At 67.3% G+C, this 14,383-nt stretch carries 10 protein-coding genes and 1 pseudogene; 4 read left to right on the top strand and 7 right to left on the bottom strand.

All coding sequences use genetic code 11. The features are described from left to right. The first annotated feature begins 40 nt into the window (after positions 1-40). From COA17_RS00060 to COA17_RS00050, 3 genes are all read left to right on the top strand, one after another. Positions 41-1,102 carry a DUF47 family protein gene (locus COA17_RS00060; RefSeq protein ID WP_066486055.1) on the top strand — a complete coding sequence of 354 codons (1,062 nt, stop codon included), beginning with the start codon at positions 41-43 and terminating at the stop codon, positions 1,100-1,102. 21 nt (positions 1,103-1,123) lie between these two features. Continuing rightward, positions 1,124-2,137: an inorganic phosphate transporter gene (locus tag COA17_RS00055; RefSeq protein ID WP_096609360.1), complete on the top strand. Its 1,014-nt coding sequence runs from the start codon at positions 1,124-1,126 to the stop codon at positions 2,135-2,137. A gap of 107 nt (positions 2,138-2,244) precedes the next feature. Next, positions 2,245-2,883 carry a hypothetical protein gene (locus COA17_RS00050; protein ID WP_176484738.1) on the top strand — a complete coding sequence of 213 codons (639 nt, stop codon included), beginning with the start codon at positions 2,245-2,247 and terminating at the stop codon, positions 2,881-2,883. Positions 2,884-3,080: 197 nt separating this feature from the next. Here COA17_RS00050 and COA17_RS00040 read toward each other — a convergent pair whose 3' ends face one another. The 7 genes from COA17_RS00040 to COA17_RS00010 all read right to left on the bottom strand — a co-directional run bounded on the left by COA17_RS00040 (position 3,081) and on the right by COA17_RS00010 (position 12,510). Further along, a complete protein-coding gene (locus COA17_RS00040) occupies positions 3,081-4,430 on the bottom strand; it encodes an alpha/beta hydrolase family protein (RefSeq protein WP_096609356.1) in 1,350 nt (449 codons plus the stop codon). Between the two features lie 16 nt (positions 4,431-4,446). Continuing rightward, the gene (locus COA17_RS00035) at positions 4,447-5,490 is read right to left on the bottom strand and encodes an alpha/beta hydrolase (protein ID WP_096609353.1); all 1,044 of its coding nucleotides are present in this window, start codon (positions 5,488-5,490) and stop codon (positions 4,447-4,449) included. Then, on the bottom strand, positions 5,490-6,782 hold the full coding sequence (locus tag COA17_RS00030) for a glycoside hydrolase family 1 protein (RefSeq protein WP_096609351.1): 1,293 nt from the start codon (positions 6,780-6,782) through the stop codon (positions 5,490-5,492). The genes COA17_RS00035 and COA17_RS00030 overlap by 1 nt, the downstream gene beginning before the upstream one ends. After that, positions 6,779-8,119, bottom strand: coding sequence for an alpha/beta fold hydrolase (locus COA17_RS00025; protein WP_141396992.1), 1,341 nt, complete (start codon positions 8,117-8,119; stop codon positions 6,779-6,781). The genes COA17_RS00030 and COA17_RS00025 overlap by 4 nt, the downstream gene beginning before the upstream one ends. A gap of 13 nt (positions 8,120-8,132) precedes the next feature. Then, positions 8,133-10,766, bottom strand: coding sequence for a TonB-dependent receptor (locus COA17_RS00020; protein ID WP_096609345.1), 2,634 nt, complete (start codon positions 10,764-10,766; stop codon positions 8,133-8,135). 212 nt (positions 10,767-10,978) lie between these two features. Further along, entirely contained in the window at positions 10,979-11,947 is a 969-nt protein-coding gene (locus COA17_RS00015; protein WP_096609343.1) for a FecR family protein, read from the bottom strand. Beyond that, positions 11,944-12,510 (bottom strand): RNA polymerase sigma factor, encoded by a 567-nt coding sequence (locus tag COA17_RS00010; RefSeq protein WP_231738556.1) that lies wholly within the window; start codon positions 12,508-12,510, stop codon positions 11,944-11,946. Before COA17_RS00010 ends, COA17_RS00015 begins: the two co-directional genes overlap by 4 nt. Positions 12,511-12,866: 356 nt before the next feature. Here COA17_RS00010 and COA17_RS00005 point away from each other — a divergent pair. Then, positions 12,867-14,163 (top strand): annotated as a pseudogene (locus COA17_RS00005) (IS110 family RNA-guided transposase). Positions 14,164-14,383: the final 220 nt, after the last annotated feature.

Genomic DNA, 14,383 nt, shown 5'->3' with positions numbered 1-14,383 from the left:
TCCCTATCGCCTCGACACCCAGGACACGCGCGACGTGCAGGTGCTGCTCGTCACCTCGCGCGGGACGGGGCGGTGGGTCATTCCCAAGGGCAATATCGACCCGCGCCTGTCGCCCCATGCCGCCGCCGCGATGGAGGCGCGCGAGGAAGCGGGCGTGATCGGCGCGCTGTCGCCGGTGCCGCTGGGCAGCTATCGCTATCGCAAGCGGCGCGGCAGCGGCGCGTCGCTGATGGCCGATGTGGAGGTGTTCCCGCTGGCCGTCAGCGAGGAACTGGACAGCTGGAAAGAGCAGGGCGAGCGCGAACGCCGCTGGTTTCCGCTTGCCCGCGCGGCCGATGTGGTGGACGAGCCGGACCTGCGCGACCTGATCCGTTCCTTCGCGCCGGCCGATTTCCGGGCGGCGATTCGGCGCGGCCATCAGGCGGGCATGGTCGCCAAAGACTCTGGATGGGGTTCGATGTTCGGTTGGTTTCAGCGCCTGCTTCCCAGGACGGGCAATTTCTTCGAGCTGTTCGAGGCGCATGCCGCCGCGGTACAGGCCGGCGCGGAAGCGACCGCGCGGCTGTTTGCCGGCGGGCCGGCCGCCGCGGAGCATATCCGCGAGATCAGCGAGCGCGAGCATGACGCCGACGACATCACCCGCGAAGTGCTGGTCACCGTCCGCAAGACGTTCCTGACCCCGTTCGATCGCGGCGCGATCACCGCGCTGATCGGCGCGCTGGACGATACGATCGACGAGATGCAGGCCGCCGCCGCCGCGGTCGACCTGTACGGCCTCGACGACTTCGCGCCGGAGATGCGCGACATGGCGGCGCTGGCGGTCGATGCCGCGCGGCTGGCGGCGGAGGCGATGCCGCTGCTGCGCGACATCACCCGCAACGGCGGGCGGCTGCACGAGTTGACCGAGCGGCTGATCCGCATCGAGGGCCATGCCGACGAGGTCCATGCCGCCGGCCTGAAGCGGGCGCTGCGCGACCATGGCGCCACCGACACGCTGCGTTTCGTCACCGAGCGCGAGATCTACAAGCATCTGGAGCGCATCATCGATGCGTTCGAGGATGTCGCCGACGAGATCGACGGCATCGTCATCGATCACGCCTGATCGGTCCGGGACGAAACCACCATGCACGAACTGGCCTTTCCGCTGCTGGTCGGCCTGATCGCGGTCGCGCTCGCGTTCGATTTCCTCAACGGCCTGCACGATGCGGCCAATTCGATCGCCACGGTGGTCGCCACGCGGCTGCTGTCGCCGGTGCAGGCGGTGCTGTTCGCCGCCGCGTTCAACTTCGCCGCCTATTTCCTGACGATCGCGATCCCCAGCCTGCATGCGGTGGCGGAGACGATCGGCAAGGGGCTGATCGACAAGGATGTGGTGACCCCGGCGGTGATCTTCGGCGCGCTCGGCGGGGCGATGTCCTGGAACGTCATCACCTGGCTGCGCGGCATTCCGTCGTCGAGCAGCCATGCGCTGGTCGGCGGGCTGATCGGCGCAGGCGTCACCCATGCGGGCATCGGGGCGGTGCAATGGGGCGGCCTCAACAAGACGCTGCTGGCGATCGTGCTGTCGCCGACGCTGGGGATGATCCTGGCGATGCTGGTGATGCTCCTGTCCAGCTGGGCGCTGCGCCGCGCCACCGCGAACCGCGCGGAACGCAGCTTCCGCGCGCTGCACCTGCTGTCGTCCGCCGCCTATTCGCTCAGCCACGGGCTGAACGATGCGCAGAAGACGATGGGGATCATCACGGTGCTGCTCTACTCCACCGGCTATCTGACCGGTCCGTTCGAGGTGCCGCACTGGGTGGCGATCAGCTGCTATATCGCGATCGCGGCCGGCACGATGACCGGCGGGTGGAAGATCATCGAGACGATGGGCAGCCGCATCACCAAGCTGTCGCAGCACCAAGGGTTCAGCGCCTCGCTGGCCGGATCGATGGTGCTGTTCACCGCCTCCGCGCTGGGCATTCCGGTGTCGACCACGCACACGATCACCGGCGCGATCATCGGCGCGGGCACCGCGCGGCGCGCCTCCGCGGTGCGCTGGGGCGTGGCGCAGAACGTGGTGATGGCATGGATCATCACCATTCCCGCCTCCGCGACGATCGGCGCGCTGTTCTACGGCCTGACGCTGCTGTTCTGAGCGGCGCAGAGCCTTTGGGTCGCCGGTGATCCGGGAATCGTTGCGCATGCGGCCCGTCTGTGCGAACGCGCCGCCCACCGACGATCGCACAGGGGAACGGGACGACGATGCGACGGATGCCTGTCCTGCTGACGCTGCTGTTCGCCGCCACGCCGCTATGGGCCGGCCAGGATGCCGATATCGACCCTGCGACCGTCGATATCGTCGATGCCATCAACTGCCGCGTCGATGCGCCGACCTATAACGGCTTCGCGATGGCGATCGGGTCGGACGGTCTGGCCGAACACCGCGGCTGGCGGAAGATCGCCGGGAAGAACCCGTTCCTCGCCGAATATGAGCTGCCGCGCCCGGTGACGGTCGCCGGCAACTGGTCGACACGCCGGGTGGCGTTCAGCTCCTCCGGGGTGGTCGCGATCCTCGACCTGGCCGATCCCAAGCAGGTCGCCGCCGGCGAAGGCATCACCAACGAACTGGACACCGATGCCGCGATCGACGCGATCGCCGCCGCCGCCGGGGAAGCGCGCGTCGCGACCGGCGACAAGGTGCGCCGCGACATCCCGTTCCGCAAGTTCATGGGACAGCGCGTGCTGTCCGACGTGACCGAACCGGCGACCGAGAAGGACGGCTTTGGCACGCATACCGTCATCGCGCGCTCGATCTCGAACGCCACCAGTCATCCGGGCAAGACGCTGTACGGTTGCTCCTATCGCATCGAACTGCTCGGCCGCGACGGCAAGCCGCTGTAACCGGCGGGCGAACGTTCACCGTCTGCGCGGCAAGGCGACCGATCCGCCGCGCGAGTTCGGGATAGCCGTGGCGGAGGCCGTCGGTGCCGGCGAGCTTGCCCGGGCTGCGCACGTCGAGCGCGCTTTGTAGCAGGTGGCGGATCAGCAGCGGATAGGCACAGGCTTCCGGCGCCGGGGTGGCGAAACGATAGCCATGGTCAGCGCAGCTCCGCGTCGGGCTTGCGGCCTTGTTCGACCCAGGCACGCAACGCATTCCATGCGGCGAGCGTCTGCCCCCTGTCGAAGCCGCAATGGGTATAGCCCTCGATCCCGCCGATCGGCAGCGGGGCGCGGGTCGGCGGGACGGTGAACTGCGCCAGCTTCGCGGTCCGCCCGGCCTTTGCCACCGCCGCGGCCAGCTGCGCTTCCTGCGCGTAGGGGACGAGGGAATCGATCCGGTTGTGGAGCGTCACCAACGGCGCCTCGATCCGGCCGGTGGCGGTGCGCCATTTGCGGAGATAGGCGACGGCCTGTGGCGCGGCTTCGACCCGTTGGATGTCGCGGTTGAGCGCGGCGTTCTCTTCGGCCGTCAGCGAGGGTGCCGCATAGACCTTGCCGATATTGCCATGGACCCAGCCGCCGGCGGTCGCTGCCATGTCGTCCGCGCCCAGTGCGGCCGTGACGAGCGGATAGGCGAGCGATGCGGCGTCATATTCGAACCCGCCGATCGTGGTGACAGCGCGGACGATCCGGGCCTCGCGGCCGGTCGGATCCTTCTGTGCGGCGGTCCACAAGGCAAGCGGCGGCATGCCGACCTTGGCGATCTGGGCGAAGACATAGGCCTGTGCCGCCGCGTCCGGAGTTCCGGCGGGCGGGCGTGACGACATCGCGTCGCGGCGAACGTCCTGGTTGCCGGGCAGCGCATAGGGCGTGCCCTTGGTCAGGGCATTGTAGGCCAGCCGCATGTCGGTCAGCCGTCCGAGCAGGTCCTGCCAGTTGGCAACGACACCGCAGCGGGCCAGGCCACCGGCAAAGGCCCTGGGATATAGTTCGAGGAGCGTGACGACGATCCCGCCGCCCATCGAATCGCCCATCACATAGATGCGCTTGCCGCCCATCCTTGCCAGCAGGTCGCGCAGGCGGGCGGTGGCGTTCGCGCCGGCCTCCACACCCAGCCCGGCCTTGGCATAGGCGCTATGCCCGACCGCGAAGCCCTGTGCATAGGCCTCGCCGAGCGCGCCGGTGCCCAGCCCCTTGTCGACCGGATCGGGCGATACCGCCACCGGCGTGCCCGGTGGCGAATAGCCATGGGCGTAGAGCAGCCCGTCGCCGGTCCACCCCTTCGGGAATGCGAGCGCGAACTGGTTGCCGTCGAGCCGGCCGTTGATCGTGACGCCCCCGTCCGCGCGGGCGGTCGCCGTGACGTCGGTGGCACCCAGTCGGCTGGCCTGTGCCGCGAGTAGCTGTTGGCTGGACGCCGGAACGTCCCGCGCGCCGGCGGACGTAACGGGCGCAGCCAGCGCTGCGGCACCGGCGAGAAGCAGGGGCATCAGGGAAAAGGCGCGCATCGGGCGTACTCCTTGGCTATCGGGGGCGCCGGCCGAGATGCCGGTCGAAGAAGCCTGCGATCAGGCGAAAGGCTTCCGTTGATTCCGGCATGTCGGGCCACATGAAAAAGGCGTGCGGCAGGCCGTCGAACAGTTGCAGCTCGCTCGGCACCCCGGCTGCGGTCAGGCGACGATGGGCGCGCGTCAGGGCGCTGACCGCGAAATCGCGCCCGCCCGCCAGCAGCAAGGTCGGCGGCATCGCGCGGATCTCGGCATCCGTCTGAAGTGGATAGGCGATCGGGTCACTGCTCTTCACGCCCGCCATGTACGGGGTCGGCAAGCTTTCGGGCAGGACCAGCGTGGACACCACCTCGCCGCCGGTGATCGGCCCGGCAAGGTATGGGCTGTCCCCCGAATAGGGAGCCCCGGTGCCACAGAAGGTTCCGATCGCACCGGGTCGCGGCATTCCGGTCTTGCGGATCCAGGCGGTCGCCTGCGCGGTGATGATGCCGCCGGCCGAGCAGCCATAGATGCCGATATTCTCCGGACGATGCGTCTTGAGCAACGCGCGGTAGACGGCCACCACATCCTGCGACGCGGCCGGATACCGGTGTTCGGGTGCCAGCCGATAGTCCACTGTGACCACCCGCACCCGCATCACGGCGGCGATCGGGATCGCTTCGACCAGCGCGCCGCTGCCCGATCCCCACATGAATGCCCCGCCATGGACGTTGATCAGGACGCGCTCCGTGTTGCCGGGGGCGATGCCGTCCTGGGGCTCGACGATGGCGACGGGTACGCCCGCAATCAGGTCGCGACGCTCATTCGTCGCGAAATGGCGCCGCATCTCGGCCAGCCGCCGATCGTTCCACTGCTGGTAGAAGGCACGCTGCCGCACTAAGTCGCTACCAATGTCCTTCGATGCGGTTTCCGCCTTCATCCGCTCAAGAACCTGACGGGCCTCGGCGCTGAGTTGGCTGGACGGCGGCAGGGTAAAGGCCGGCACGGCTACGCTCTGCGCTGCCACCGGCTGGCCGGTCGCGACCGAAAGGGCCAGCACGGCGATCGCCCGGCGCCGCATCACCGCCGTCCCGCCACGAGGGTGGCATAGGTGCGCGCGCTCGGCTTGATCGTGCGGCGGAAGCTGGTGCGATCGACCGCGACCAGTCCGAACCTGGGGGCGTAGCCCGAAAACCATTCGAAATTGTCGAGCAGCGACCAGTGGATATAGCCCAGCACCGGCACGCCGTCGCGCCGCGCGGTCTCGATCGAAGCGATCGCCGCCGGTATGAAGCGCGCGCGTTCGCGGTCGTCGGCGGCGTCGATCCCGTTCTCGGTCACCAGTACCGGCTTGGCCGTCTCGCGGTGGACATAGCGCACGACGTTGCCGACCGCGGCCGGAAACCATTCGCGTCCATCGGGACGGCGCGCCGCGTCGGCGGGCAGCGCGACCTCGCGCTCCGCGCCGATATAGGCGCGGCCATAGGTCTGGACGCCAACGAAATCGTCCTTGTCCATCACCGCGAAGAAGGGACCATAGACGTCGGCCCGCTTGCGTTCGATCGCGCTGTCCACACCTACCGCCACCTCATCGGGGATCGCGAGGCTGAGGCCGATGGGCAGGTCGCCCCGGACGGCCTTGATCGCTGCACGGGCTTGGACGTGCGCGGCGGTGATGCCGGGAATCATCGGCCGGGGATCCCCGCCATTCAGGACGGAGAAGCGATTCGACCCGCTGGCCTTCGCTGCCGCCGCGACACATGCCGCCATGCGCGCCATGAAGGCGGGCGGCGGCGGACTGACCGCCCAGCGCCCGCCCAGTGCCAGATTGGGCTCGTTGAAGGTCAGCGCATGGCTGATCCCGTCCGCGATCGCACGGGCGACACGCTCGGCATAGCGCGCGAACAGCGCTGGTGCGTCCGCCTGTTCCCAGCCGCCGGCCGCCGCGAACCAGCGCGGGGCAGTGAAATGGTTGAAGGTGACGACGGGGGCGATACCCTGCTCGCGACAATGGTCGACCATGCGCGCATAATGATCGAGCCACGCTTGCGAGAACTGGCCCTTTGCCGGTTCGATACGGGGCCATTCCACCGAGAAGCGATAGCAGTTCAGTCCCAGCATGCGGACGATCGCCACATCCTCGCGCCAGCGGTGCAGGCTGTCGCAGGCATCGCCGGACGGTTCGGCGAAAACGGTCGGCGTGACCTGTTCGAGCAGCCAGATATCGGCGTTGACGTTGTTGCCCTCGACCTGATGCCCCGCCGTCGCCGCGCCCCAGAGAAACGGGGCAGGCCCAGCGGCCCGTGCGGGCAGCGCCGCCGTGGCCGCGACCGCTGCGCCGAGCCCGAGCAGATCGCGTCGATCAATCGTCATCGCACTGCATCCGGTCCTGGCTTGCGCCCGGTCCGGACCCAGGTGCGCATCGCATCGAACGCGGCGATGTTCTGGGCAGGCGTGAAACCGCAATGCGTATACCCGCTTAGGCCGCCGGGCAGCGCGATCTTCGTCGGCGGCACCGCATATTGCGCCAGCCGGGTGCCGTTGCCGGCGGCGGCGGTGATCCGGCCCAGCCCTTCCGACTGCGCATAGGGAACGAGCGAGTCGATCGTTTGATGCACCGTGACCAGCGGGATACGGAATCGTCCTGTCGCCTCGTGCCAGCGCTGCGCATAGGCGACCGCCCGAGGATCGGCATCGTAGCGTTGCATCTTGCGGTTGAACGCCGCCGCTTCCGCCGCGTTCATCTCGGGCGGTGCGTAGACGGTGTCGCGATTGCCGATCGGCAGGCCGCCCATCGTGGCCTTGATGTCGTCCATGCCAAGGGCCGCCGAAGAGATCGGTGCGCCAAGCGCTGCCGGATCAGGCGCGAATCCGCCGACTGCCGCGACCTGCCGGATGATCCGCGCCTCCGGTCCCTGCGGGTTCGCCTCGGCAGCGAGGAAAAGCGCGAGGATCGGCGACAGCAGCTTGGTCTTCTGCGCCTCGCGGAACGCATCACCCGACGTCGTACCATCGGCCGGCGGCACGATCGGCAGTGCCGAGCGGGTCAGGTCCTTGCCGCCGGGCAGTGCATAGGGCGTTCCCTCGGTCAGCACGTCATAGGCGCCGCGCATGTCGGCAAGTTGCCGTACCATCGCCAGCCAGCCCTGCGTCACCCCGCACATCGCCAGCGCGCCGGAAAAGGCCCTGGGATAGTTCTCGATGAGTGACAGGACGATGTTGCCACCCATCGATCCGCCGACCGCATAGAAGCGCTTAGCCCCCAGTTTAACCGCCAGCGCACGCAACCGCATGGTGTTGCGCGTCGCAGTCTCGGTCGCGATGCCGTTCTTGTCGACCGCAGCGATGCCGCTGGCGATCCCTTGCGCATACAGGTGATGGAACAGCCCCCCGCCCGGGTCCTTTGCCAGCGGGTCGGCCGGGACCGTCGGTGGCGTGCCGGGCAGCGCATAGCCCTGCCCGAACAGCACCGTCTCCCCGGTCCAGTTGGGCGGAAGGGTCAGAACGAACCGGCGTCCTTCGACGGTGCCGTTCAGGATCATGCCGCCGCCGGGTGCAGCCGTTGCGGCCAGCCCGGTAGCGCCGGCTGCTCGTGCTTTGGACTGTAATGCGGCTTGGGCAGCGGTTGGCTGGAACGCGGTCGGAGATTGCTGGGCGATGGCGGCGCTGGCCAGCAGGATGACGGGGAGAATCGCGGTATGGCGCGTCATGTCCGATCGCCCCTCAAAAGCGATAGCGGAGCTGGACGCCATATTGCGCCGGCTCGCCATAGATCGAGCCGATGAAGCCCGAATTGTTGTAGCTGGGGTTGGCGGTCACGCGATACTCCCGGTTCAGGATGTTGGTGCCGTAGAAGGCGAGGTCGAGCGGGAAGCCGCGCACATCGCGCCAGTCGAGTCGAAGGTTCAGAAGGCCGTATCCCGCGATCGTGTCGAACGGCTGTGCCTCGGGCGTGACGCGCTGACTGGTCTGATACGACCAGTTGCCGGTCAGCTGGAGCGTCCCCTCGCGTTCAGGGAGGGGTAGGTCGACGCTCGCGGTGAGGTTGTATTTATGCTTCGGCACGAAGGAAAAGGGTGTGCCGGCAAGGTCGCGGCTCGGCTGCGCGGCGGTCAGCGCCTGCGGGATCGCGGGGATCGCAATCGTGTCATACTGCAGATACTTGGCCGAGTTGTACGAATAGGTTGCGCCGAGAGTCAGGCCCTTGACCGGGACCAACATGCCTTCAAACTCCAGCCCCATCACCCGCGCGCGCTGCGCGTTGGTCAGGATGTCCGATCCGGCGATCGCGGCGCGCTGGATGACCTGGATATCGTTGTACCAAGTATAGAAGGCGGCGATGTTCGTCCGTGCCTTGACCTCGCCGAAGATCCAGTCGCGCTTCAGCCCCAATTCGGCATCGGTCACCTGTTCGGGCTTCACCGCGAACAGCGGATGCTCCTCACCAAGGAACAGTGACACGATCGGGTTGCTCGCTCCTGATTTATAGCCCCGTCGCGATACGGCGTAGAGCAGGGTCTGCGGATCCGCCTGCCAGTCGAGCCCCAGCTGCCAGGTCGGGCCGTTGCTCTTACCCCTGAAGGTCGGCGAAGTGCAGTTCGGATATTTGAGCGTGGGCAAGCGACCGGCGGCGACCGCCTGGTACGCGTCGTAGACGCACAGCCCGGCGTTCAAATCCGCCACCTGCGCCGCCTGGGCGGGGCTGATGATCCCGAGTGCCGCCAGCCGGTTGAAGATCTGGTAACTGGCGGGGTCCTGATAGCTCTGGATATCGCCGCCGAACTCGTCCCAGGTCCAGCGGAAGCCGGCGGTGGCGGTCAGCGTCGGAACGATCTTATACTGTACCTGCGCATAGGCCGCCTTGCTCCGTCCGTCGACATGAGCGCTCGGTTGCAGGGTGAGTGCGGGGACCAGCGGGCTGGTCAGGCCGAGCGCCGCCTGCAACGGCTGTGGGATCATCAACGGACCGCCACCCAGGATACCGCCGACCTGCATCGGGTTTACGGTGGCGAAGGTGAGCGGCGCCGGCGTCTTCTGGTCGAGGAAGAAGCCGCCGGCCTGCACCCTGAGCGTGCCGTCGTCGTAGCGCGCCTGCATTTCCTCGGTGATGGTGCGCAGGTTGTTGTTCCAGCTGCCAGGATAGGCGCCGAGCAGGTCGGCGATCGGCAGCGTCGTCGAATCGCGGTCGGTGGCGCTGGTCGAGCGGGTGCGCGCGTAGCTGAAGATGTTCTTGAGTGTGAACGTATCGCTGACGCGCCATTCGGTGTTGTTGAGGACAAGGAAGTTCTTCGCCTTCTCGAACGTCGGCACGCTCAGCGCGGTCCGGCGCACGCCGCGCGCCTGCTGGGCCGCGAGATAGGGCTGCAACAGCGCGGCATAGGGGCGCGCGGGATTGACCGCGAGCAGGATGCTGCCGCCGCCATGTTCGTCGACCTCCTGATAGCTGACAGCGGTATAGTTGCTGATCGTGGCGGTCGGATCGAACTGGATGCCGAGGCGCAGGCTGAAATTGTTGCGGTTCAGATAGTCGCGCCCGGTGATGACGTCGCGGACATAGCCTTCGCGCTTGTCCAGCTGCCCGGCGAAGCGGATCGCCAGCACGTCGTCGACGATCGGGACGTTCAGCGCGCCTTGAACGCTCTTGCGCTGAAGGTTGCCGATCGTCCCGTCGACATAACCTTCGACCTTGTTCATCTGCGGCCGTTGCGGCTCCAGCAGAACCGCACCGCCGGTCGTATTGCGCCCGAACAGCGTTCCCTGCGGGCCTTTCAGGACCTGCAAGGATGCAAGGTCGTAGAAATTGCCCGGGCCGCTGACGCTGGTGGGGACTTCGGCGAAATAGCCGACCACACCGGGACCGCTCCCTGCACCCGGACCGCCGGTCCCGCCCATGCCGCGGATGGTGTAGGTTTCCTGATTGCGCGCGACGTCGCCGACCACCGACAGGGACGGCGTGAAATTCTGGAGGTCGGTTCCGTTGTTGATGCCCTTTTCGCGGATCGCATCCTGCGAGAAGGCGGTGATCGCCACCGGAACCCGCTGGCCACGTTCCGCCGTACGACGCGCGGTCACGACGATGTCGCCGATGGAATCGTCTTCCTGGGCGGGCGCCGCAGCCGGTTGCGCGGCAAGCGCGATCGCCGCCGTGCGGTCCGGGGCCGGCATCCGCGTCACGGCGATCGCGCCGCTGCGATCGCGATGCAGGATCAGGCCGGAGCCACCCACCACCGCCCGCAATGCGGCGACCGCGTCCAGCTTTCCACGCACGCCGCGCGACCGCAACGCGTCGACTTCCTCGCTGCGATACAGCACCGGCGTGCCAGACTGTCGTGCCCAGGCGTCGAGCGCCGCGCGCATCGATCCGGGCGCAATGCTGTACGTGCGGACCCGGTTCGCCGTTTCGGCTCGCGACTGCGACCACGAAGGCGTTGCCGTCCAGCTACTTGCGAATGCCGCCGCGATCAGGAACTTATACTTCCCGGGCATATTCCCCCTCCGATATTGCACGGCCTCTTCGGGCCTTCTGCAACGCTAGACGGGCGGGGCGCGGAAAGTCGTAACGCAATCGATCAGGAATTTATCGTGATCGTATCCGCCTCTTCGCGCACCGCCAGTCCGAACCCAGCGCGCATCAGCCGCGCGAACGCATCGATGTCAGTCGCATCGAACGTGCCGCCGATCCGGATCTGCGCCGCCTGCGGGTCGGCGATCCGGATTTGACGGCGGTTGTAGCGGTTGAACTCGGCTGCAGCCTCTTCCAGCGTCGTCCGGTCGAAGGTGAGCATGCCCCGTCGCCACGACAGCGCCGCTTGCGCCCGCGCGGATGAGCGGTCGGTCAGCAGCATCGACGTTCCTCGCGAAATGGCGACGTTGCCGGCGGTGAGGACGGCCGCCCGTCCGCGCTCGCCCTTGGCAGCATCCTCCACCCGGACGCGACCTTCGATGACAGCGACGGTGACCATCCCGCCGTCGCGTCGTACCGAGAAGCGGGTGCCGAGGACCGTCACCACCCGGTCCCCGGCATGAATCACGAACGGATGGCGCGCGTCATGGGCCACGTCGAAATAGGCTTCGCCGCGATCAAGCCAGACGGCGCGCCGACCGCTGTCGACCGCGGCCCGCATCGTACTGGCCGTGTTGAGCGTCACCGCGCTGCCATCGGGCAGGCGCACCGCGCGATGTTCGCCAACGGCAGTGGCGAACCGGCGGGGCGGCGGCGGCTGGTCGCGTCGCACCCATTCCGGAACGACCGCCGCGGCGAACAGGCATATCAGGACAAGGCTGGCTGCCAGCGCCTGAAGCGCGCGGCTTTCCAGCAGCCGGTTCAGCGAAGGTTTTTCCACGGCCACGCTCCGCGCCGCGGCGAGCCGCGCGGTGGCCTCCCAGCCTGCCTCCAGCCGCCATAGCGCAACCTTGTGCGCATCGCTCTCCGACAGCCAGACCCTGAGCGCCTCGTCGTCCGTCGCGCTCCATTCGGGCTGGTCGCGACGTACCAACCAGGCGGCGGCGCGCGCCTCGATGTCGTTACGGCCGGTCATTGCGTTCGCTTCCGTCGCGGGGCCAGCCCCGGCTTGCGTTCGATCCGCGCATTCCCGCCGAGCATGAAATTGGCCAATGCCCGGAGGCCGAGCGTCAACTGCCGCTCGACCGTATGGTGACCGACGCCGAGCCGGTCGGCGGTTTCCCGGATGTTCAGCCCCTCCACGCGCCGCAGCCGCACGACCTCACGACAACGCGGGGGCAACTGGTCCAGCCCGACCATCGCCCGCCGGAGTTCGTCGCGCGCCGTCAGTGCGCGGTCCGCCTCGTCAAGATCGGGCATGTTCAGTTCGTCGAGGTCCGCCATCTGTTCGAATGAAATCACCTTCGCCCGCCGGGCACGATCGATCAGCAGATTGCGCGCGACCGTCAGCACGAAGGGACGGGTATTGAGCGGAAGGCTTTTGCGCGCGGCGGCCACGGCATGTTCATACACTTCCTGCCGCAGATCGATGACATCCTCCCGCGCCCGACAATGCCGTGCGAGATAGCGCTCGAGGTCGCGTTCCAGCGGAAGCACGTTGGCCACGAACCAGCGCTTCAGGGCATCATCGTCGGTCATCAAAACGTCGTGACGAATGACATGCCACAACCCGTAACGTCTTTCTGTTGCCAGATCAGCTTGTCACGCCGTCAGCGAGCCCTGTTTTACCCCGGCAGGACGTGCGGTAAAGGTCAAGCGGTACCAAGGCCGTCTGCGCTATCCGAAGCGCCGTCTCATGATGCCCCCGGCACTCGACGGCATTGGCGATAAACTCGGCGCCATAGCACATTGGGAAGCGCTGGTTCGGGGGCCGCTATGGCCCTGATGAAGGCAAGGCCGCGAAGCGGCCGCAGGCTTCATCAGGGCAAGCCATGGTCGGTCAGCAGGTATCTAAAGTGAGGTTGTCGAGACAACACTTTGGAGGCCGACCGACCATGACCAAGCTCACCTCTACGCCTGCCGGCGCCGTGCTGGTAGCCATCGATATGTCCAAGAACCGGCAGGAGGTCCTTATCGAGCGACCGGAAGGCGGCCGGCGCCGGCGGATGACCGTCATGGCGACCAAGGAGGACTATGGCGGCTTCGTCGAGCAGCTCGCTGCCATCGGTCGTCCCATCATCGTCGGGTTCGAGGCGACGGGTAATTACCATCGCACGCTGGCGCACCGGCTGCTGACGGCGGGGTTTGAGCTGCGCCTCATCTCGTCGGTCGCGCTCGCCCGAACACGCGAGGCGTTGCACAATGGCTGGGACAAGAACGACCCCAAGGACGCGCAGGTCATCCTCCACATGCTGCGGATCGGTGCGACGCAGCGCTATGTGGACCCGCTCGCCGCGGGCATCAATGACCTGCAGGAACTCTCGAAGACCCACGAGACGATCTCCAGGATGAAGACGCAGACCTGGCACCGGATCCTGACCCACTATCTGCCGCTGTACTTCCCCGAGATCGCCCGCTTCGCAGGTAACAGCCGGTCCGACTGGTTTCTCGCGCTCATCGAGCGGTTTCCGACGCCGGCCACCATCACGGCACTGGACCGCGAGGCGTTCTCGGCCGCGGCGTGGCCGCTCATCGGCCGCAAGGTCTCCAAGGCACGCCTCATCAACGACATCTACGAGACGGCGTTCGCCTCGACGGCACTGCCGGTGCCGGAGGACTCCGCCGCCGTCACCATGTTCCGCATGGTCATTGCACAGGGCCGCAGCCTCATCCACCAGCGCGACGAGATCGAGCGGCTGGCTCATGCGCGGCTCGCCGATGACGTCGACTACCAGCTGCTGCGCAACATTCCGGGCATCGGTCCGATCAATGCGCTGACCATCCTGGCCGAGGCCGGTGATCTGCGCCGCTTCAACCATCATCGCCAGTTCCTGAAGTTTTGCGGCCTCGATCTCGCGACCTGCCAGTCGGGCACGTTCCGCGGCCGCACCAGGCTGTCCAAATACGGCAACGCGCGCCTGCGCCGCACCTTCTGGATGGCTGCCCAGGTCGCCGCGCGTCAGCGCGACAACAGCTTCCGCGACAAGCTCGGACGATACATTGCCGGGCACGCGGACGATGCCGACCGTCGCCGCAAGGCGATGACGGCGCTCACCGCCAAGATGGCGCGCGTGGCTCACGCCGTCATCAAGACGGGAACAGAGTACCGGCCGTTCCTCGAACGGTCGGATGCCAGGTGGAAGGACCCCTCTCTGCAAGTGCCGTGAGGGCGCTCCTCGAGCGACCCTGTAGATAATGTTCGGGCCTTCCACCTGGGTGCGTATCTCGTTTTAAGGATGGTGAGGACCACGGTCGCCCCGGCGCCGCTGGATCCTGCGTTTGCTATGGCAGGGAGCGATCCCGTTGACGGTGGGAGCCATCTGGCTCAGATTGCATGCCGCGCCGATGGTTGTCGGCGCATCGATATCTGCTGGCCAAAACCCGCCGCTGCTTCCCGACATAGGACGTTGTC

The organism is Sphingomonas ginsenosidimutans, assembly GCF_002374835.1.
GTDB lineage: Bacteria > Pseudomonadota > Alphaproteobacteria > Sphingomonadales > Sphingomonadaceae > Sphingomonas > Sphingomonas ginsenosidimutans.
This window is presented reverse-complemented; position numbering and strand designations above follow the sequence as displayed.